Here is a 19,878-nt window from a genome sequence, read left to right on the forward strand (position 1 = left end):
TGCGGGGACGGGGCGCGTTCATACCATCTTTTCTTTACGAGTAAAGAAAAGTGACATCTCACACGTTCTAAAACGGCAACACCGTACAGCCGCGCCAGCAGCTAGAAGCATCAAAACTCAGCCCACAAGAGACACCCCGCGTCAGCGGGCCACTAAACTAAACCAAATCAAACCAAAAATGCAACCGCATTCCATAACACTGCTTCCGCCGATTCAATCCTCACCAAGCTCGGCAGACTTTTGTGAGCGAATCACCGCAACGGGACTCTAGCGCGCCGTTGTCGATCCACGCAACGCCGCCAGGCAGAACTGCACGACGATGTCGGCCAGCTGCTCGGCCGTGGGCTGCTGCGTGGAAGCGATCGGCACGCGGCGGCGGTCGATGGTCAGCGTGGCCAGGCCGTGGGTGGCGGCCCACACGGAGAACGCCAGCTGCTCCTCGCTGAGCGCGCCGACGCTTGGGCCTTGCAGTACGGGCCCGATGGCGCTGCGCAGCACCTGGAACGATGCAGCGCCTGCCTCCATCAGCTCGGGATACGCTTCCCGGTCCGCGATCTCGGGCCCGAACATCAGGTGGAACCGCGCCGGATGGGCCTGCGCGAACTCCACATAGCCGAGCATGACTGCCCGCAGCCGGCCAGCGGCGTCGGCGGGATCGGTCTTTTCCACGCGCTGGCGGCGATACGCCACCAGGTCGCGAAACGCCTGGGCCGCGATGGCGGCCAGCAGCCCGTTCCTGTCCTTGAAGTGATGCGCCGGCGCGCCCGCCGAGACGCCAGCCAGCTTGGCGGCCGTGCGCATGCTCATGCCCGCGATCCCCTCGGTATCGAGCAGGTGGGTACCCCATGCGATCAGCGAAGCGCGCAGGTCGCCGTGGTGCCATTGCCCTTCCGGCTTGGTGGTTCCGCCTTGGGACTGGCCACGCTTTACCGGGGCGTCGCTGCGTGTTGTTGCTGGCTTTTTCATGGGGGCGAAGTTTATCAAATGCGCGTGCCACGGCAGGAATGCCCTCGGTTTTCTCAATAATTAGATAATTGTGTCGTCAGGTCCGCTACGGACGGCCGACAGGCACCTTCCGGCCTCGATCGGGGGTTACCCTAGCCCCTCAAAAATCCCTTGCAAACGCGATTTCCTGCGTGTAGTCTAAAAAAAAAGACAATATCCGTATGGCAAGGCGATTCGCAGATTATTACTTGCAGCCTGACCCATCCGGCTATTTTTTGCCCGTACAGTCTATAAATTGAGACAACAGCCAGGTTGTCGATGCCGTCCCCTAAGCCGGGCCAGCTGACAGCACCGGTAATCCGCATAGCAAGTGAATCAAAAGGCGCTACCCGTCGACAACCAAGCCCGCCCGACCAGCGCACATGCTCAACAAAGGCACAGAGGAAGGAACGCCCCATGGAAGCCAACGCCCGCGTATCGGTCCCCACATCCGACGCCCCACCCCTACAACCCGACCGGACCTCGCCCTACGCCTGGAAGGCGCTGGCCGGCTCAGCCATCGGTTACGCGATGGACGGGTTCGACCTGCTCATCCTCGGTTTCATGCTGCCGGCCATCAGCGTGGCCCTCGCCCTGAGCACCGGGCAGTCCGGCGCGCTGGTGACGTGGACGCTGATCGGGGCAGTTGCCGGCGGCATCGTCTTCGGCGCGCTGAGCGACCGTTACGGGCGGGTGCGGGTGCTCACCTGGACCATCGTGCTGTTTGCGGTCTTCACCGGTCTGTGCGCGTTCGCGCAGGGGTTCTGGGATTTGCTGGCCTACCGCACCATCGCCGGCATCGGCCTGGGCGGCGAGTTCGGCATCGGCATGGCGCTGGCCGCGGAGGCCTGGCCCGCCAGCAAGCGCGCGCGGGTGTCTTCGTACGTGGCGCTCGGCTGGCAAAGCGGCGTGCTGCTGGCGTCTTTGCTGACGCCGCTGCTGCTGCCGCATATCGGCTGGCGCGGCATGTTCCTGCTGGGCGTGGTGCCGGCGCTGGTGGCCTGGTTCGTGCGCAACAAGCTGCATGAGCCGGAAGTGTTCGTGCGCCATGCCGAAACCCAGGACAAGAAGAAAGCGAATGCGTTCAAGCTGCTGGTTGCCGATGGCCGCACCACGCGGACCAGCCTCGGCATCGTGATCCTGTGCTCGGTCCAGAACTTTGGCTACTACGGCATCATGATCTGGCTGCCCACCTATCTGTCCAAAGCCCTGGGTTTCTCGCTGACCAAGTCCGCCATGTGGACCTCGGTCACCATCGTCGGGATGATGATCGGCGTCTACCTGTTCGGCCAGCTGGCCGACCGCATCGGCCGCAAGCCCAGCTTCCTGATCTTCCAGGCCGGCGCGGTGGCGATGGTGATTGCGTATTCGCGGATGTCGGACCCCGTCACCATGCTCTGGGCCGGCGCGGTCATGGGCATGTTCGTCAACGGCATGATCGGCGGCTACGGCGCGCTGATCTCGGAAGCCTATCCCACGGCGGCGCGCGCTACCGCGCAGAACGTCCTGTTCAATATCGGGCGTGGCGTGGGCGGCTTCGGGCCCATCGTGGTCGGCGCGCTGGCCGCCAGCTACTCCTTCCAGGTGGCCATTGCCCTGCTGGCCAGCATCTACGTGCTGGACATGATCGCCACGATCTTCCTCATCCCCGAGCTCAAGGGCGTCGAGCTGGAATAAGCGCCCCGCATTGCATCGCCCCGCCTCGCCTCGCACTTATCAGGAGTCATCATGTCTGCAACCTTGTGCGGCCCGGACAGCGCCGCCACGGTGGCGTCCCATCGCTGCCGCGTAGTCGAACATTCGTGGGTCAACCGGCGCTACAGGCACATCCGCCTGGAAGCGGATGCGCCGATTGCCCGCATCACGAAGCCCGGGCAGTTCTACCAGCTCCGCTGCCCCGCCACCGAAACGGAACAGCCTTTCCTGCTGCGCCCCATGAGCGTCTATGGCGCGGGGCCGGAAGATGGCCGCATCGAGTTCCTCTACAACGTGACCGGCGTCGGCACGCGGGCCATGGCCAGCCTGCCTGTCGATGGCCACATGGAGATCGTGGGCCCACTGGGCAACACCTTTACCTTCAGGCCGGATTTCAAGCGGATCCTGGTGGTGGCGCGCGGCGTGGGCCTGGCCACCATGGCACCGCTGATCCAGCAGGCGGCCGATGCCGGCGTGGCCATCACCGCGGTGATGTCGGCCCGCACCCGCGAGGACCTGATGGAGCAGGAGTTCCTGCGCGGGGCCAACGCGCAAGTGCATAGCGTGTTCGATGCCGATGGCTCCTCGTCCGTGGACGCCGTGGAAGTGCTGATGCGCAACCTGATCGGGCAGCAGCGGCCGGATGCGGTCTACACCTGTGGCTCGCACCGCCTGCTGATGCTGCTGCAGCGCGTGCTGGCCGATTATCCCGAGGTGGTGGGCGAAGTCGCCATGGAGCAGCGCATGGCCTGCGGCATGGGCGTGTGCCTGTCTTGCGTGCGGCTGTTCGATTGCGACGGCGACAAGCATTTCCTGCGGGTCTGCCGGGAAGGCCCCGTGTTTTCCATTCGCGAAGTGGTCGGGGAGGTGGAGTTTGGCTGATCTATCCGTTCGGGTTGGCGACTTGACGCTGCGCAACCCAGTCATGCCCGCCTCCGGCTGCTTCGCCATCGAGTATCGCGAAGCGCTGGACCTCAACCGGCTTGGCGCGCTGGTGATCAAGAGCGTCTCCCCCAGGTCCCGGGCCGGCAATCCCACACCGCGGGTAGCCGAGACCTATAGCAGCATGCTCAATTCCATCGGCATCCCGAGCAAGGGGCTCGACTACTACCGCGAATGCGTGCTGCCGCCCTACACCCGCTACGACACGCCCGTGGTGGTGTCGATCTCCGCCGATACCGCGCAGGAGTTCGCCCTGGCGTGCGAGCAGATGTCCCTGCCCGAGGTAGCCGCGATCGAGGCCAATATTTCCTGTCCCAACCTGGAAGCCGACGGCATGGCCTTTGCCATGCTGCCCGAGACCACCTACAAGGCGGTCAGCGCCATCCGCCGGCGTACGCGCCACCCCTTCTGGGTCAAGCTCACGCCCAACGCCAGCAACATTGCCGCCGTGGCGCGCGCGGCGGAAGACGCGGGCGCCGACGCCATCGTCATGGGCAACACCGTGCTGGGCATGGCCATCGATGTGCGCACCCGCAAGCCCAAGCTGGGCAATGTCATGGGCGGCCTGTCCGGCCCGGTCATCAAGCCGATTGCCCTGCGGCTGGTGCACCAGTGCTATCGCGCCGTGCGCATTCCCATCATCGGCTGCGGCGGGATTCAGAACGCCGAGGATGCCGTCGAGTTCATGCTCGCCGGCGCCGCCGCGGTCCAGGTTGGCACGGCGTCCTTCCGCGATCCCGGCGTCATGCAGAAGATCATCGACGGACTGCAGGACTATTGCCAGGAGACCGGCACCGAAGCACTGCGCGAGCTGGTGGGCCAGGTCCGGCTCGACCCGCACTTAAGCGACCGCTGGCTGCGCTTTGCGCAGCAATCCGGCTGAGCGCCACACGCAAAAAGCCGCTCGCGCCGGCGCCTGCCGCCGGCGCGTCACTGCAACGATCAACAAACGTGTCATGGAAATTCTGGAACTCAAGCCGGTCGCCGAGCAGCTCTTCAAGGACATACGCGAACTGTCGTCAGATGGCGTTGGCGTGACCCGCGACAGTTACGGCGCCGGCGAGACGGCCGCGGCCGGCTACCTGCGGGACTTCGCGCTGCGCAACGGCCTTGAAGCGCAGGCCGACCGCGCCGCCAACCTCGTCTTCCGCCTGCCGCAAGCCGACGCTGGCGCGCCGGCCACGTGGGTGGGCTCCCACCTGGACTCCGTCCCGCAAGGCGGCAACTTCGACGGCCTGGCGGGGATCGTCGCCGGCCTGCTGTGCCAGCTCCGGCAACAGTGCAGCGGCCAGCGCTCGCGCGTGCCGCTGCAGGTGGTCGGCTTCCGGGGCGAGGAAAGCGCCTGGTTCGGCAAGGCGTACATGGGCTCAAGCGCCCTGCTGGGCAAGCTCTCGGCTGACGACCTGGCACTGCCGCATCGGCATTCCGGCGAATCGCTGGCGGCCTGTATGGCGGCAGCCGGCGCCGATGTCGAGGCGATCCGCACGCAGGCGCTGCTGCTCGACAAGGCGCAGGTGCACGCCTACCTGGAGTTGCATATCGAGCAAGGCCCGGTGATTGTCGCGCGCGGCTTGCCTGTCGCGGTGGTGCCCGGCATCCGCGGCAATGTGCGCCATAACCGGATCCGCTGCATCGGCGAGGCCGGCCACTCCGGCGCGGTGCCAAGGTGGCTGCGCAAGGACGCCATGTTTGCCGTGGCCGACCTGATCACGCGACTGGATGAGCACTGGCGCGTGCTGCTGGAGCGCGGCATCGATCTGGTCGTCACCACCGGCGTGGTCAGCACCAGCCGGGAGGAACACTCGATCTCGCGCATCCCCGGCATGGTGAACTTTAGCTTCGAGGCGCGCAGCAAGAGCGTGGAGACGCTGGAAGGCTTCTATCAGCTGCTGCGCACGAAATGCAAGGCGATCTCCCGCGACCGCGGCGTGCGGTTCGAGTTCGACCGCCGCATCGAGTCGGCCCCGGCCACCATGGACGTCAGGCTCTGCGAGCGGCTGGCGCAGGCATGCCGGCAACGGGACCTCCCGGTTGAGCAGGTACCGAGCGGCGCCGGCCACGATGCATCGCTGTTTGCCAACGCCGGCATCCCCACCGGCATGCTGTTCGTGCGCAACGAGCACGGCTCGCACAATCCGGACGAGGCGATGGACATCGATGATTTCCTGCTTGGCGTGCAGGTGCTGGACGACACCATCGCCAGCCTCTGAGCCGCGCCGACAGGAGACACCACCATGACGCAAAGCCTCACCCTGCCCCGGCCGGACGACTGGCACCTGCACCTGCGCGACGGCGATACGCTGCGCGCCGTCCTGCCCCACACGGCGCGGCAGTTTGCACGCGCCATCGTCATGCCGAATCTCAAGCCGCCCGTCACCACCGTCGACGCGGCGCACGCCTACCGGGAGCGGATACTCGCGGCGCTGCCGCCGGGCGCGCGCTTTGTCCCGCTGATGGCCTGCTACCTCTGCGATGCAACGCCGCCCGACGAAGTGCGGCGCGGGTTCAGCGAGGGGGTGTTTACGGCCGTGAAGCTGTACCCGGCCGGCGCCACCACGCATTCCGAGTACGGCGTGACCGCGCTCGACAAAGTGGCCGGCGTGCTCGAAACCATGCAGGAAATCGGCATGCCGCTGCTGATCCACGGCGAGAGCACCGATCCGGCCGTGGACGTATTCGATCGCGAAGCCACGTTCATCGAGCAGACGCTCAAGCCCCTGCTGGCGCGTTTCCCGCGGCTCAAGGTGGTGCTGGAGCACATCACCACCGAGCAGGCGGCGGACCTTGTCAGCCGGGACTCCAGCGGCCGGCTTGCCGCCACGATCACGCCGCAGCACCTGATGTTCAACCGCAATGCCATGTTCACCGGCGGCATCCGGCCGCATTTCTACTGCCTGCCCGTGCTCAAGCGCGAGCGGCACCGGCTGGCATTGCGCCGCGCCGCCACCTCCGGGTCGCCCGCGTTTTTCCTGGGCACGGACTCCGCGCCGCACGATCGCACGGCCAAGGAAGCGGCCTGCGGCTGCGCCGGCATCTTCAGCGCGCCAAACGCGCTCGAGGCCTATCTCACGGTCTTTGACGAAGAAGGCGCGCTGGACCGGTTTGCTGCCTTCGCCAGCGAGAACGGCAGCCGCTTCTATGGCCTGCCGCTGAACGAGGGCACGGTCACGCTGCGGCGGGAACGCCACCGCGTGGCCGAATCGATCCCGCTGCCGGACGGCAAGGCAATCCACCCCTTCCTTGCGGGCGAAGAACTTGGCTGGAAGCTGGCTTGAGCCGGCGCACGGCCCCCCTCGCCGCGCTGCTGATACGCGTCGCGGCGAAGCACAAGCACAAGCACTGGAGCACTGTATGTCTCAACTACGCACTCAACTGGACCTGTCGTCGTCGGTGGGCCAGGCCCTGCTGGATGCCGGCTGCGTGAAGTTCCGCACGGACGAGCCGTTCCGGCTGCCCGCCGGCTGGGCCAGCCCGGTCTATATCGACTGCCGCCGCCTGATCTCGTTTGCGCTGCTGCGCAAGGCGCTGATCGAGCGCGGCCTGGCACTGCTGCGGCAGCGGAACCGACTCGACGGCATCGATGCCGTGGTCGGCGCCGAATCGAGCGGTATTGCGTTTGGCGCCTGGATGGCCGAAACGCTGGCGCTCCCGCTGCTCTATGTGCGCAAGGAGGCCAAAGGGCTGGGCCCGGCCGCGCAGATCGAGGGCGTCGTCAACGCCGGCGACCGCGTGCTGCTGGTGGACGACATGATGGCCGCCGCGCGCTCCAAGCGGATCTTCTGCGAGGCGCTGGCTGCGGCCGGCGCGGTGGTGACGGACATCTTCGTGGTGTTCGACTACGGCACGTTCCCCACCGAAAGCGTGCTCGCCCCCTGGCAGGCCAAGGTGCATGCCCTCGCGAACTGGCAGGACATCCTGCAAGCCGCGCGTGCCTCCGGCGGCGTGGACAGCCGCAGCCTGGACGAACTGCAGCGCTTCCTGGAAGACCCGGCCAGATGGTCGCGGGACCACGGCGGCATCGGGGCCAGCGGGACGCAACGCTAACAAAAACCACAACGACTGAGAGGGAGATCACGATGCAGCAAACAACCAAAGCCACGCTTGCGCTGGCGTTCCTGGGCGCAGCCTGCGCCAGCGGCGCCGCGCTGGCGCAATCCAGCGTCACGCTCTACGGGCAGGTCGACTCGTTTGTCGGCAGCACGCGCGCGGCGGGCGGCGACCGCGCCTACGTGGTGGGCGCCGGCGGCATGCAGACGTCGTACTGGGGCATCAAGGGCACCGAGGACCTGGGCAACGGGCTGAAGGCGATCTTCGACCTCAACGGGTTCCTGCGTGCCGACGTGGGCAAATCCGGACGCTCCGATACCGATGGCATGTTCACGCGCAACGCCTTCGTCGGCCTGCAGAGCAACGGCTACGGCACCGTCAAGCTGGGGCGCAACACCACGCCCTACTTCCTCTCCACGATCCTGTTCAACCCGCTGGTGGACTCCTACAACTTCGGGCCGTCCATCTACCACACCTACAAGACCGCAACGAGCGGCGCGGTCTACGACCCGGGCATCGTCGGCGACTCGGGCTGGAGCAACTCCGTGGTCTACTCCACGCCGACGCTCGGCGGGCTTACCGTGAACCTGATCTACGCCTTCGGCGAGCAGCCCGGCAGCAACGGCCAGAACAAATGGGGCGGCAACCTCACCTACTTCAATGGCCCCTTCGGCGCTACCGTGGCCTTCCAGCAGGCCAGGTTCAATGCCATTCCGGGTGACGTGACGTCACCCGCGGCGCTCGCCGGCTTCAACAAGCAGAACGCCGTCCAGGGCGGCATCAGCTATGACTTCAAGCTGGTCAAGCTGTTCGCCCAGGCCCAGTACATCAAGTCGGATATCAGCAGCGCCGCCGGCGACATCAAGCACAGGAACGGGCAGGTGGGTGCATCGGTGCCGGTTGGCGCGGGCAATGTGCTGGTCTCGTACGCCTACGACAAGACCAGCAACAACGTCGGGGATTTCCGCCGCAACACCGCCGCGCTGGCCTACGACTACAACCTGTCCAAGCGCACGGACGTGTACGCGGCGTACTTCTACGACAAGCTGACCGCGCAGTCGCATGCCGACACGTACGGCGTGGGCGTGCGCCATCGCTTCTGATCCCCGGCGAGGCAACGGTGCGGCGGATCGACCATAATGTCGGTCGATTCCACACAACCAGCCCCCGCTGCACAACGTGCCCGACGCCGATCGTCCCGCTTCGCCCGCTTCACCCGCTTCACCCGCTTCACCCGCTTCACCCGCCAGCAGCAGCGCTTCCAGCACATCGCCGGCCCTCCCTACTTCCGGCTGGCATCGCCGCGTGCTGGCACTGGCATTCCCGATCATCCTCGCCAACCTGACCCAGCCGATCCTTGGCGCGGTCGATACCGCCGTGGCCGGCCACCTGCCGGATCCGGCCTACCTGGGCGGTGTGGCCGCCGGCGGCCTGTTCTTCAGCTTCGTGTTCTGGGGCTTCGGCTTCCTGCGCATGGGTACCACCGGCCTCGTCGCGCAAGCGTACGGCGCCCGGGACGGTGCGACGTTGCGCGCCACGCTGGTACGCGCCCTGCTGCTGGCCACCGTCATCGGGCTCGGCGTGCTGGCCGTGCAGATGCCGCTGGTCCACGGCGCGCTGGGCCTGATCGGCGGCAGCGACACGCTCCAGCACCACGCGCGCGTCTACAGCCATGCGCGGATCTGGGCGGCGCCTTTTGCCTTGTGCAACTACGTGGTGCTGGGCTACCTGCTGGGCTGCCAGCACGTGCGGCTTGGCCTGCTCACCCAGTTGTTCATCAACGCGGTGAACATTGGCGCGGTGCTGCTCTATGTCTACGTGTTCGACTGGGGCATCGCGGGGATCGGCGCCGCTACCGCCACCGCCGATGCGTGCGGCTTCGTGCTGGGCGCCGCCCTGCTTTGGCGGCTGCGCCCCCACGGGCTGCCTCCCCTGCGCTGGGCGGTGGTTGCCGACGCGCACGAACTCAAGCGGCTGGTCGCGCTCAACCGCGATATCTTCATCCGCACGCTGTGCCTGGTGGCCAGCTTCGGCTGGTTCGCCCATGCGGGCGCCAAGCAGGGCGACGTGATCCTGGCGGCCAACGCGCTGCTGCTCAACTTCCAGACCTTTATGGCCTACGCGCTCGATGGCTTCGCGCATGCGGCCGAGGCGCTGGTGGGCGCCGCCATCGGCACCCGGGACCGGCATGCATTCCGTCGCGCGGTCCGGGTCACGATGATCTGGGCGGCGGTGGGCGCACTGTGCTTTTCCCTGGTGTATGCCAGCGCAGGCGAATGGATCATCGCCTGCCTGACCGACCAGCGGGCCGTCCACGACGCGGCCGTGCGCTACCTGCCGTGGGCCGTTGCGCTGCCGCTGGTCTCCGTGTGGGGCTTCCTGCTGGATGGCGTGTTTATCGGCGCCACCCGCACGCGCGAACTGATGCATTCGATGGCCTTGTCGTTCGCGGCGTTCATGGCGGCGGCGCTCGCGCTGGCCGGCCCGTTCGGCAACGATGGCTTATGGGCGGCGCTGCTGCTGTTCATGGCAGCGCGCGGCATCACGCTGGCGCGGGTGCTGCCGCGCATCGATGCCAGCCGTTTGGCCTGACGCCCGTCAGAACAAGGCTTTCTGCCCCGTCACCAGCGTCTCGAACGCATCGTCCAGGAAGGGCAGGATGGCGTCGGCCACCGGCTGCAGCTGGCGCGTGAGGTAGTGGTCATAGTCGATGGGCGAGCGCCGGGTTTCCAGCGGCTCCGGGCCAGCCACGGTCATCACATAGCTGATCCAGCCGCCGTTCTGGTACTGCAGCGGACGGCCTTCCTTGCGGTTGAACTCATCGGCGATGCGCGCCGCGCGCACGTGCGGCGGCACGTTGCGCTGATAGTCTTCGAGTGTCCGGCGCAGGCGTTTGCGGTAGACCAGCTGCGCGTCGAACTCGCCGTTCATGGTGAGGCGGACATAGTCCTGCACGTACTCCCGGTACGGCTGCTTCTTGAACACGCGCTGGTAGAGCTCCTGCTGGAACTGCTGGGCCAGCGGCGTCCAGTCGGTGCGCACCGTTTCCAGGCCCTTGTAGACCATCTCCTCGCTGCCATCCGCCTTGGCGACCAGCCCCGCGTAGCGCTTCTTGCTGCCCTGCTCGGCGCCGCGCACGGTGGGCATCAGGAAGCGGCGGTAGTGGGTCTCGTACTGCAGCTCCAGCGCGCTCTCCAGCTCGTACTGCTGCTGCAGATGCTGCTGCCACCACTGGTTCACGTGCTGGACGAGCGCGCGGCCGATCCTGTCGGCGTCCGCTTCGGCGTGCGGCCGCTTCAGCCAGACGAAGGTGGAGTCGGTATCGCCATAGATGACCTGGTAGCCCTGCGCCTCGATCAGCTCGCGCGTGCGGTGCATGATCTCGTGGCCGCGCATGGTGATCGACGACGCCAGGCGGGGGTCGAAAAAGCGGCAGACGCTCGACCCTAGCACCCCGTAGAACGCATTCATGATGATCTTCAGGGCCTGCGACAAGGGCTTGTTCCCCTCGCGCTTGGCGGCTTCCCGGCCTTGCCAGATCTGCTCGACGATGGCCGGCAGGCAATGCCGGGTGCGCGAGAAGCGCGCGCCGCGAAAACCCGGCACCGAGCTCTCGTCGGACGGATCCCGCAGTCCCTCCACCAGCCCGAGCGGATCGATCAGGAAGGTACGGATGATGGATGGGTACAGGCTCTTGTAGTCCAGCACCAGCACCGAATCGTACAGCCCGGGCTGCGAATCCATGACAAAGCCACCCGGGCTGGCCCCCTCCGGCACCTCGCCCAGGTTCGGCGCCACGTAGCCCTGCCGATGCATCAACGGCATGTACAGGTGCGAAAACGCAGCCACGCTGCCGCCGCTGCGGTCCGCTGGCAAGCCCGTGACGGCGGCCCGCTCCAGCAGGAAGGTCAGCAACTCGGTCTTGGCAAAGATCCGGGTGACCAGTTCGCAGTCCTTGAGGTTGTAGCGGGCCAGCGCGGGTTTATCTTCCGCGAAGCGGCGGTCGATCTCCGCCATCCGCTGATACGGGTTGTCGATGGACTTGCCCTCGCCGAGCAGGGCCTGCGCTACGCTCTCCAGGCTGAAGGACGGGAAATTCCAGGTAGCGGACCGCAGCGCCTCAATGCCGTCGATGATCAGGCGGCCGGCGGCGGAGGCAAAGAAATGGTTCTCCTTGAAGCCGTGCTCGCGCCACTCCAGCACATTGCCGCCCCGGCCGAACAGCAGCGGGACCTGATAGCGATCCGCGTGCTTCTGCAGCACGCGCAGATCGAACTGCACCACGTTCCAGCCGATGATGGCATCGGGATCGTGCTGCGCCAGCCATTGGTTCAGCTTTTGCAGCATCAGCGGGTGGCTGGCGCAGTACTCCAGGTCGAAGTCGAGCGGGCTGTTGTCGCCATTCGGCGGGTCGAGCATATACACCTGGCGCTGGCCGCAGCCTTGCAGCGCGATGGAGTACAGGTCGCCGTGGGCGGTGGTCTCGATATCCAGCGAGACCAGCTTCAGCCGCGGCCGATACGCCGGGCCCGGCTTCATCTGGCAGTTGAGCAGGGGGCCCTTGTCGTCAGCCGCGTTGGGCTCGCCGGCAAACCAGACCGGGGCGGTGATGAAGCGCTCCATCAGGTAGCGTTCCGGCGGGCGGATGTCGGCCTCATAGACGCTGACGCCGGCTTCCTTCAGCAGCTTTTCCAGCTTGGAGAGTTGGCGATAGTGCTGGCAGTAGAGGCCCAGCACCGGGCGGCGATGGAAATCGGCCAAGGGGAGTTCGCGCAACTCCACATTGCGCTCGCCGCGCAAGACCGCCTCGGCGGCTTCGCGCTGCTCGGACGGGATGAAGGCCACGGAGGGCTGATGCGCCAGGCGCAGGTGCTGCGGGCCGCTGTCGGTTGCCAGCCAGAACTCGACCTCCGTGCCGGCGGCCGTATCCCGCCAGTGTCGAGTCAGAAGAAAACCCTGTTGTCGTTGAGCCACCTGCCGCCTTTGAAAACCCACCCTAGCCGGCTATTTTACTGGTCCTTGGCCAGTCAAGCCCCGGTCAGGCCGGTTTGCGCGTTACACAAACTTGCCGGTAATGCCGCCATCCACCACCAGTTCGGTGCCGGTAACATAGGCCGCCGCGTCCGACGCCAGGAAGGCGCAGGCGTGCGCCACATCCCACGCGCTGCCCATGCGGCCCATGGGGACTTGCGCGGCGCGTGCCTGCCGCGCCTCGTCCAGGCTGGTGCCGGAGAACATCTTCGCCACCGTGGTGGCGATGCGCGGCGTGTCGATCAGCCCCGGCACCACGGTGTTGGCGCGCACGCCATGCGGCGCGTATTGCTGCGCCAGCATGCGCGTGAAGTGCGCCACGGCGGCCTTGGTCACGCTGTAGGCCAGGTGCGGGTATCCCACGTAGCGCAAGCCGGCCACCGACGAGATGGCGATGATGGCACCGCGCCCGCGCGCCACCATGTCGGGCAGCACCTGCTGGCTGGCCAGCAGCAGGCTGCGCACGTTGACGGCGTGGATGCGGTCCAGGTCGTCCGCGGTGGTCTCCATGGGGCCGCCGGTCTTGCCGATGCCCACGTTGTGATGCAGCACGTCCACCATGCCGAAGCGCTCGCGCGCCGCGGCAAAGAGCCGCACCACATCGGCCTCCACCGACACGTCGCCCGTGAAGGGCTCGGCGATGCCGCCTTCGGCCCGGATCAGCGCCGTGGTTTCCTGCGCCGAGGCCGCGTCCCGATCCACCACGCAGACCTGCGCGCCCAGGCGCGCGTAGGTCACGCTAGCCGCGCGGCCGATGCTCCAGCCCGGGCCCGCCGAGCCCGCGCCGGCGACAAAGACCGTGCGGCCCGAAAGATCGAGTGGCAGCGCGGGCGGGCGTACAGCGCTCGCCGTGCTTTCAACAGGGGTCGACGCGCTTGTCATCTCAGGCGCCCTTCTTTTGCTGATACCCACCCTCTCCCACATACGGAATCGCGTGCTCGACGGTGTCCCAGATAAAGCGGCCGGAGGGGCTTTGCTGCTCTTCGACGATGTGCGCCACCAGCCCGGCCGCGCGCGAAATCACGGCAAAGCCGCGCATCACGGCCGTGGGCACGTCCAGTTCGCCCAGCAAGGCGGCCACGGCACCGGTAGCGTTGATGGTGATGGGCCGGCCGGCCACGGCATCCACCGCCCTGGACAGGCACTCCAGCGCGCGGATCTTGTCGCCGGCCAGGTCGGGCTCGGCGCGCCCCATTTCCAACAGCTTGCAGGCGCGCGGGTCCACCGGCTTATGCAGGTGGTGGCCAAAGCCGGGTACATGGCTCTTGATGGATTTGTAGTGGCGCGCGATCTCCATGGCCTCGGCATCGGGATCGGCGGCGGCGCCGATGCGGTCGAGCAGTTGCGCGCAGTTCTCCATGGTGCCCACGAAGGCGCTGCCAACCGCCAGCAGGCCGGCGGAGACGGCGCCCTGCAGGTTCTCGGGCGCGCTCATGTAGATCAGCCGCGTGGCGATGGCGCTGGGCGTGAGGCCGTGCTCCATCAGCACGATCAGCACCACGTCGGTGATGCGCAGGTCCACCGGGCGCGGCTCGCGGCCCAGGATCTGCATGAGCATGACCTCGGTGAAGGTCTTCTTGCCCATCAGGTCCTTGACCAGGTCCGCGTCGCGGTAATGCAGGCTGGTGAGGGTATGGGTGCAAAGGCGGGTAACAGGCTTGGAGGCAACAGGCTTGGAGGCAGCGGAGGAGGTCATGATTGGGTCCCGGTGGATTCGTTGGCGGTGTTGTAGGCGTCAGGGGCGATGGCGCGGTCGCGCACGGCGGTCTTGAGCACCTTGCCCACGGCGGAGCGCGGCAGGCTGGCGTGGAAGTGGATGCGCTTGGGCGTTTGCACGGGGCCCAGGCGCTCACGCACAAAGGCGATCAGCTCCACTTCGGTGGCATGCTGGCCGGGGCGCAGCTGCACGGCGGCCTGCACCGCTTCGCCCCATTTCTCGTCGGGCACGCCGAACACCGTGCATTCGTGCACCGCCGGATGCTGGCCCAGCGCGTTCTCCACATCCACCGGATAGACGTTGAAGCCGCCGGTGATGACCATGTCCTTGAGCCGGTCCTTGAGGTACAGGTAGCCGCGCTCATCGATCAGGCCGCGGTCGCCCGTGTGCAGCCAGCCGTCGACCAGCGTCTCGGCGGTTTTCTCCGGCAGGCGCCAGTAGCCGCTCATCACCAGGTCGCCGCGCGCGACCACCTCGCCAACCTCGCCCGGGGGCAGCAGGCGGCCGTCGGGGGCCATGATGGCCACGTCGCTGAACCAGGTGGGCAGGCCCACGGCGGCCCAGTTGCGCTCGTCATCGAAATCCGCGGGGCGCATCACGGTCAGGCTTTGCGGTGCCTCGGTCTGCCCGTAGGTGGTGCCCAGCACGGGGCCGAAAAAGTCGCGCACCTCGCGGATCTTCTCGGGTGGCATGGGCGCCCCGCCGTAGATCAGGCGACGCAGGTGCGGGAAGTCCGCGCGCGAGGCGCCGGGCAGCGCCATCAGCATGTAGACCAGCGTGGGCGGCATGAAACAAACGGTGCCGCCGCGCTCGCGAAACGCCGCGCGCACGGCCTCGGCGCCGGCCTCGGCCAGCACCACGTGGCAGCCGCCCTGCGCCAGGATGGGCAGCAGGTAGGTTGACGTGCCATGCGTGATCGGCGCGGCCACGATATAGTGCTCGTGCTCGTGGAAGCCCCAGGCGTGGATCTGGTTGGAAACGTTGGTCATCCAGGCGCGGTACGGCTGCATCACGCCCTTGGGCGCGCCGGTGGTGCCGCCGGTGAACTTGATCGCCTGCGTGGCGTCCTCCGGCAGCGCAAAGGCCGGGCGCGCTGCGCCGGCATGCTGCGCGATCAGCGCCGCCACCGACATCTCCCCCGGCGGCGGCAAGCCGCTGTAGATGCGCGCCCCGCAGGCGCCGTCCAGCAAGTCGGCGCAGGCCACATCGAGCACCAGGATGGAGGGCTCCGTAGCGTCGATGATGCGGCGGATTTCCGGCCGGGTGCTTTTTGGATTCAGCGGCACCCAGACCTTGCCGCAGGCCAGCACCGCGAGGATCGCGACGATGTGCTCGGCACTGTTCCTGGCGCAAATGCCGACGCGGCTCTGCAGGGTGTTGTCGAGCGCATCGAGCGCCGTGGCCAGCGCGGCCACCTGGCTGGCCAGCGCGTCGTAGCGGATGGCGCCTTCGGGGGCATCGATGGCGATGTTGCCGGGCCAGCGCGCCGCGGCGCGCCAGAAGAAGTCGATCGGGTACATAGTGGGCAACGCTCCTTGTCTCTTGTTCCTGATTCCTTACTCGGCCTTGGCGCCGGACTGTTTCACCACGTCGTGCCAGCGCTTGGTTTCCGCCGCGATCAGGCGGCGCAATTGCTCAGGCGTGCCGGGTTCTGGGGTGGCCGCCAGGTCCTGCAGGCGCTGGTGCACGTCAGGTGCGGCCAGCACCTTGTTGAGGGCGGCGTTCAGGCGGTCGATCACCGGCCGCGGCGTGCCGGCGGGCGCGGCCAGGCTGAACCACGATTGCACGTCAAAGCCGGGAAAGCCTGACTCGGCAACGGTCGGCACCTCCGGCAGCAGCGGCGAGCGCTGGGCGCTGGTGATGGCGATGGCGCGCAGCCGCCCCGCCTTCACGTGCGGCAGCGCCGACGGCGTGTTGTCGAACATCGATTGCACCTGCCCGCCCAGCAGGTCGGTCACCGCCGGCGCACTGCCGCGATACGGGATGTGCAGCATGTTCAGCCGGGCCTGCATCTTGAACATCTCGCCCGACAGGTGGATGGACGAGCCGCTGCCCGACGAGGCAAAGGTGATGCCGTCCTGCGACGCCTTGGCAAAGCGGATGTAGTCGGCCAGGGTTTTCACCGGCAGCTTCGGGTTCACCACCAGGATGTTGGGGATCCTGGCGATCAGCCCGATCGGCTCGAAATCCTTTTGCGGGTCGTAGCCCAGCTTGTCGTACAGCGACGCGTTGATGGTGTTGGCAATGGTGTAGACATAGAGCGTGTAGCCATCGGGCGCGGACTTGGCCACCACTTCGGCGCCCACATTGCTGTTGGCGCCCGCCCGGTTGTCCACCACCACCGGCTGGCCCAGCTGCTCGCCCAGCTTGAGGGCGACGATGCGCGCGATCACGTCGGTGGCGCCGCCGGCGGAGTAGCCGACCACGAGCTTGATGGGCTTGGCGGGCCAGGCGGCCTGGGCGTTGGGCTGGGCATGAAGGGGCAGCGCCAGGCTGCAGGCCAGGCTGAGGGCCGCCGCGAACGCCAGCAGGCGTCGGCGCGGTGCGTTGTGCAAGGTCATTGGTTTGTCTCCTGTTTGGCGGTGCAATGCCGTCGCGAGCCCCCTTCTGGCCGCGCTGCGGCATACTGCGGGTGGCTTCCATCGACCGAGAAATTCTTCCCCATGCCTGCCCGCACCGCCAGTCAAAACGTCCGCCTGACGGACGTTTCTTCCAAAGGCAAGGCAGCCCTCAGCCCCCTTCCCGACGCCACCGACGCCACCGAGCCCGCCGAAGACGGCGGCAGCCGCACGCTGCGGCGCGGCCTGCAATTGCTGGATGCGGTGCTGGCCAGCGGCCGCGAAGGGCTGCGCGTGGTCGACCTGTGCCGCATCGCCGCGCTGGAGCGCGCCACGGTCTACCGGCTGCTGGCTACCTTGATGGAGAGCGGCTACGTGGCCCAGCGCGGACGCTTTCGCTATGTGGCGGGGCCGCGCCTGGCGGCGCTGGCGCAGCCGCATGCCACCGATGGGCTGGCGGCGCGGCTACAGCCCGTGCTGGCACGGGTGAGTGCCGCCTGCGGGGATGCCGCCTTCGCCATCGTGCGCGAAGGCGCGATCTCGCACTGCATCGCGCGCCATGTGGGGACCCACCCGGTGCAGATCCTCGTCATCCAGGTCGGCACGCGCCAGCCGCTGGGCGTCGGCGCCGCCGGGCTGGCCCTGCTGGCAGCGCTGCCGGAAGACGACGTGGCGCAATGCATCGCCGCCAATGCCGCGGCGCTTAGCCACTATGGCGGCATGACGCCCGAGCGCATGAACATCCTGGTGCGGGCCACGCGCGAGCGCGGCTGGTCCGTGATCGGCAATCACGCCACCAGCGGCGTGCTAGCCGTGGGCATGGCGGTGCATAGCGCCGACGGCGAGCCGGTGGCGGGCATCAGCGTGGCTTCGACGCTGGCCCGCATGCCGCGCGAGCGGCAGCAACTGATTGCGCGGGCCATGCGCGAAGCGCTGGCGGCTTTGTTGCCTAAGGGGTTGTGAGCTTGGTGGCGGCGCGTTGCTAGTCCGGCTTCAGGCGGGGGGCCGCGCGCGGCGCGCGCAGCCTTCGGCTAAAGACCTGGCGGCCGGCCAGCAATTCAAGCTGGCCCACAAGGCCCCGGCGGAACAGCAGGACGCAGGCAACAAAGATGACGCCCGTTACCATGGTCACCGACTCGCCCAGCGAGCCAAACCATGCAATGCCCGTGGCGGAAGCCAGGAAATTGCCGATGGCGCCCAGCCGGGTTTCCAGCGCGACCACCACGAAGGCGCCGACCAGCGGGCCGGACAGCGTGCCCAGCCCACCCACCAGCGTCATCAGGATCACTGAGCCCGACATCGACCAGTGCACGTCGGTCAGCGTGGCAAAGCCCAGCACCAGCGCCTTGATCGACCCGGCCAGCCCGGACAGCGAGGCGGAGAGCACGAACGCCATCAGCTTGTAGCGGTCGGTGTCGTAGCCCAGCGAGATGGTGCGCGGCTCGTTCTCCTTGATGGCCTTGAGGATCTGGCCGAACGGAGAATGCACCGTGCGCACGATCAGCGCGAACGCCGCCACGATGACCACCAGCGCCACGTAGTACAGCGTCAGGTCGTCGGCCAGCGGCAGCACGCCGAACAGCTTGCCGCGCGGAATCGCCTGCAGGCCATCCTCGCCGCCCGTGGCTGGCGCCTGCAGGCAGACAAAGAACAGCATCTGCGCCAATGCCAGCGTGATCATCGAGAAATAGATGCCCTGGCGGCGGATCGCCAGCGACCCCACCACATAGCCGGCCAGGCCGCCGGCCAGCGTCCCCAGCACCATGCCCGCTTCCGGCGTGACGCCCCATACTTTCATGGCATGGCCCGCTGCATAGCCCGCGCCGCCGAAGAAGGCCGCATGCCCGAACGACAGCAGCCCGGTATACCCGACCAGCAGGTTGAACGCGCACGCGAACAGCGCGAAGCACAGCACCTTGAGCACAAACACCGGATACGCCCCGGCCATCGGCGCCAGCACCAGCGCTGCCAGCAGCAATCCGTACCCCAGTTTCTTGGTTGACTGCCCCATCATTGACTCCTTCCAAACAGCCCCGACGGGCGCAACATCAACACGATCGCCATGATGAGGAACACCACCGTGGCCGAGGCCTCGGGGTAGAACATCTTGGTCAAGCCCTCGATCACGCCCAGGCCGAGGCCGGTCAGGATCGAGCCCATGATGGATCCCATCCCGCCGATCACCACTACCGCAAACACGATGATGATCAGGTTCTGCCCCATCAGCGGCGAGACCTGCATTACCGGCGCCGCCAGCACGCCAGCAAACGCCGCCAGCGCCACGCCGAAGCCATAGGTCAGCGTCACCATCAGCGGCACGTTGACGCCGAACGCCTCAACCATCTTGGGGTTCTCCGTGCCGGCGCGCAGGTAGGCGCCCAGCTTGGTCCTCTCGATCAGGTACCAGGTGGAGAAGCACACCGTCAGCGAGGCAGCCACCACCCAGGCGCGGTAGTTGGGCAGCATCATGAAGCCCAGGTTGGTGGCGCCGCCCAGCGCCTGCGGCGCGGAGTACGGCAGCCCGGACACGCCGTACACCGAGCGGAAGATGCCTTCTATCACCAGCGTGATGCCCAGCGTCAGCAGCAGGCCGTAGATATGGTCGAGCTTGTAGATCCAGCGCAGCATGGTGCGCTCGATCACGATGCCGATCAGCGCCACCGCCAGCGGCGACAGCACCAGCATCACCCAGTAGTTGAGCCCGGCGTACTCCATGCCCAACCAGGCCAGCACAGCGCCGAGCATGAACAGCGCCCCGTGGGCGAAGTTGATGACGTTGAGCAGCCCGAAGATGACCGCAAGGCCAAGGCTCAGCATCGCGTAGAAAGCACCGTTGACCAGCCCCAGCAGCAGTTGGGACAGCAAGGCGGAAAGGGGAAAATTCAGTGTCGTCATAAAGCGGTC

At 67.1% G+C, this 19,878-nt stretch carries 17 protein-coding genes; 9 read left to right on the forward strand and 8 right to left on the reverse strand.

Annotated elements, in window-relative coordinates:
- Window positions 1-267: 267 nt before the first annotated feature.
- Window positions 268-966 carry a TetR/AcrR family transcriptional regulator gene (locus ACGLHR_RS19785; protein ID WP_400095979.1) on the reverse strand — a complete coding sequence of 233 codons (699 nt, stop codon included), beginning with the start codon at window positions 964-966 and terminating at the stop codon, window positions 268-270.
- A 435-nt stretch (window positions 967-1,401) separates the two neighbouring features.
- Between ACGLHR_RS19785 and ACGLHR_RS19790 the strand changes: the two genes are divergently transcribed.
- The 8 genes from ACGLHR_RS19790 to ACGLHR_RS19825 all read left to right on the forward strand — a co-directional run bounded on the left by ACGLHR_RS19790 (window position 1,402) and on the right by ACGLHR_RS19825 (window position 10,260).
- On the forward strand, window positions 1,402-2,661 hold the full coding sequence (locus tag ACGLHR_RS19790) for an MFS transporter (RefSeq protein WP_400095980.1): 1,260 nt from the start codon (window positions 1,402-1,404) through the stop codon (window positions 2,659-2,661).
- Between the two features lie 51 nt (window positions 2,662-2,712).
- Window positions 2,713-3,561 carry a dihydroorotate dehydrogenase electron transfer subunit gene (locus ACGLHR_RS19795; protein WP_400095981.1) on the forward strand — a complete coding sequence of 283 codons (849 nt, stop codon included), beginning with the start codon at window positions 2,713-2,715 and terminating at the stop codon, window positions 3,559-3,561.
- Window positions 3,554-4,504 carry a dihydroorotate dehydrogenase gene (locus ACGLHR_RS19800; protein ID WP_400095982.1) on the forward strand — a complete coding sequence of 317 codons (951 nt, stop codon included), beginning with the start codon at window positions 3,554-3,556 and terminating at the stop codon, window positions 4,502-4,504. The genes ACGLHR_RS19795 and ACGLHR_RS19800 overlap by 8 nt, the downstream gene beginning before the upstream one ends.
- A gap of 73 nt (window positions 4,505-4,577) precedes the next feature.
- A complete protein-coding gene (locus ACGLHR_RS19805; RefSeq protein ID WP_400095983.1) occupies window positions 4,578-5,831 on the forward strand; it encodes a hydantoinase/carbamoylase family amidase in 1,254 nt (417 codons plus the stop codon).
- 24 nt (window positions 5,832-5,855) lie between these two features.
- Window positions 5,856-6,896, forward strand: a complete 1,041-nt coding sequence (gene pyrC, locus ACGLHR_RS19810; protein WP_400095984.1) for a dihydroorotase — start codon at window positions 5,856-5,858, stop codon at window positions 6,894-6,896.
- Between the two features lie 76 nt (window positions 6,897-6,972).
- Complete coding sequence (locus ACGLHR_RS19815) at window positions 6,973-7,665, forward strand: orotate phosphoribosyltransferase (protein ID WP_400095985.1); 693 nt, start codon at window positions 6,973-6,975, stop codon at window positions 7,663-7,665.
- Window positions 7,666-7,697: 32 nt separating this feature from the next.
- The gene (locus tag ACGLHR_RS19820; protein ID WP_400095986.1) at window positions 7,698-8,771 is read left to right on the forward strand and encodes a porin; all 1,074 of its coding nucleotides are present in this window, start codon (window positions 7,698-7,700) and stop codon (window positions 8,769-8,771) included.
- A 76-nt stretch (window positions 8,772-8,847) separates the two neighbouring features.
- Window positions 8,848-10,260, forward strand: coding sequence for an MATE family efflux transporter (locus ACGLHR_RS19825; RefSeq protein WP_400095987.1), 1,413 nt, complete (start codon window positions 8,848-8,850; stop codon window positions 10,258-10,260).
- Between the two features lie 6 nt (window positions 10,261-10,266).
- On the opposite strand, the gene ACGLHR_RS19830 is transcribed toward ACGLHR_RS19825, so the two are convergent.
- From ACGLHR_RS19830 to ACGLHR_RS19850, 5 genes are all read right to left on the reverse strand, one after another.
- Entirely contained in the window at window positions 10,267-12,642 is a 2,376-nt protein-coding gene (locus ACGLHR_RS19830) for a DNA polymerase II (protein ID WP_400095988.1), read from the reverse strand.
- A gap of 81 nt (window positions 12,643-12,723) precedes the next feature.
- Window positions 12,724-13,581: an SDR family NAD(P)-dependent oxidoreductase gene (locus tag ACGLHR_RS19835; RefSeq protein ID WP_400095989.1), complete on the reverse strand. Its 858-nt coding sequence runs from the start codon at window positions 13,579-13,581 to the stop codon at window positions 12,724-12,726.
- Between the two features lies 1 nt (window position 13,582).
- The gene (locus tag ACGLHR_RS19840; RefSeq protein ID WP_400095990.1) at window positions 13,583-14,395 is read right to left on the reverse strand and encodes a citryl-CoA lyase; all 813 of its coding nucleotides are present in this window, start codon (window positions 14,393-14,395) and stop codon (window positions 13,583-13,585) included.
- Window positions 14,392-15,936 (reverse strand): class I adenylate-forming enzyme family protein, encoded by a 1,545-nt coding sequence (locus ACGLHR_RS19845; RefSeq protein WP_400095991.1) that lies wholly within the window; start codon window positions 15,934-15,936, stop codon window positions 14,392-14,394. Before ACGLHR_RS19845 ends, ACGLHR_RS19840 begins: the two co-directional genes overlap by 4 nt.
- Before the next feature lie 36 nt (window positions 15,937-15,972).
- Window positions 15,973-16,977 (reverse strand): Bug family tripartite tricarboxylate transporter substrate binding protein, encoded by a 1,005-nt coding sequence (locus tag ACGLHR_RS19850; RefSeq protein WP_400095992.1) that lies wholly within the window; start codon window positions 16,975-16,977, stop codon window positions 15,973-15,975.
- 102 nt (window positions 16,978-17,079) lie between these two features.
- On the opposite strand from ACGLHR_RS19850, the gene ACGLHR_RS19855 reads away from it, so the two are divergent.
- A complete protein-coding gene (locus ACGLHR_RS19855; RefSeq protein ID WP_400095993.1) occupies window positions 17,080-17,937 on the forward strand; it encodes an IclR family transcriptional regulator in 858 nt (285 codons plus the stop codon).
- Between the two features lie 19 nt (window positions 17,938-17,956).
- Here the strand turns inward: ACGLHR_RS19855 and ACGLHR_RS19860 are convergent, their stop codons facing one another.
- Window positions 17,957-18,988: a branched-chain amino acid ABC transporter permease gene (locus ACGLHR_RS19860; RefSeq protein WP_400095994.1), complete on the reverse strand. Its 1,032-nt coding sequence runs from the start codon at window positions 18,986-18,988 to the stop codon at window positions 17,957-17,959.
- Window positions 18,985-19,869: a branched-chain amino acid ABC transporter permease gene (locus ACGLHR_RS19865; protein WP_400095995.1), complete on the reverse strand. Its 885-nt coding sequence runs from the start codon at window positions 19,867-19,869 to the stop codon at window positions 18,985-18,987. Before ACGLHR_RS19865 ends, ACGLHR_RS19860 begins: the two co-directional genes overlap by 4 nt.
- Between the last annotated feature and the right edge of the window lie 9 nt (window positions 19,870-19,878).

It is taken from the genome of Cupriavidus sp. CuC1 (genome assembly GCF_044627735.1).
Classification (GTDB): domain Bacteria; phylum Pseudomonadota; class Gammaproteobacteria; order Burkholderiales; family Burkholderiaceae; genus Cupriavidus; species Cupriavidus ulmosensis.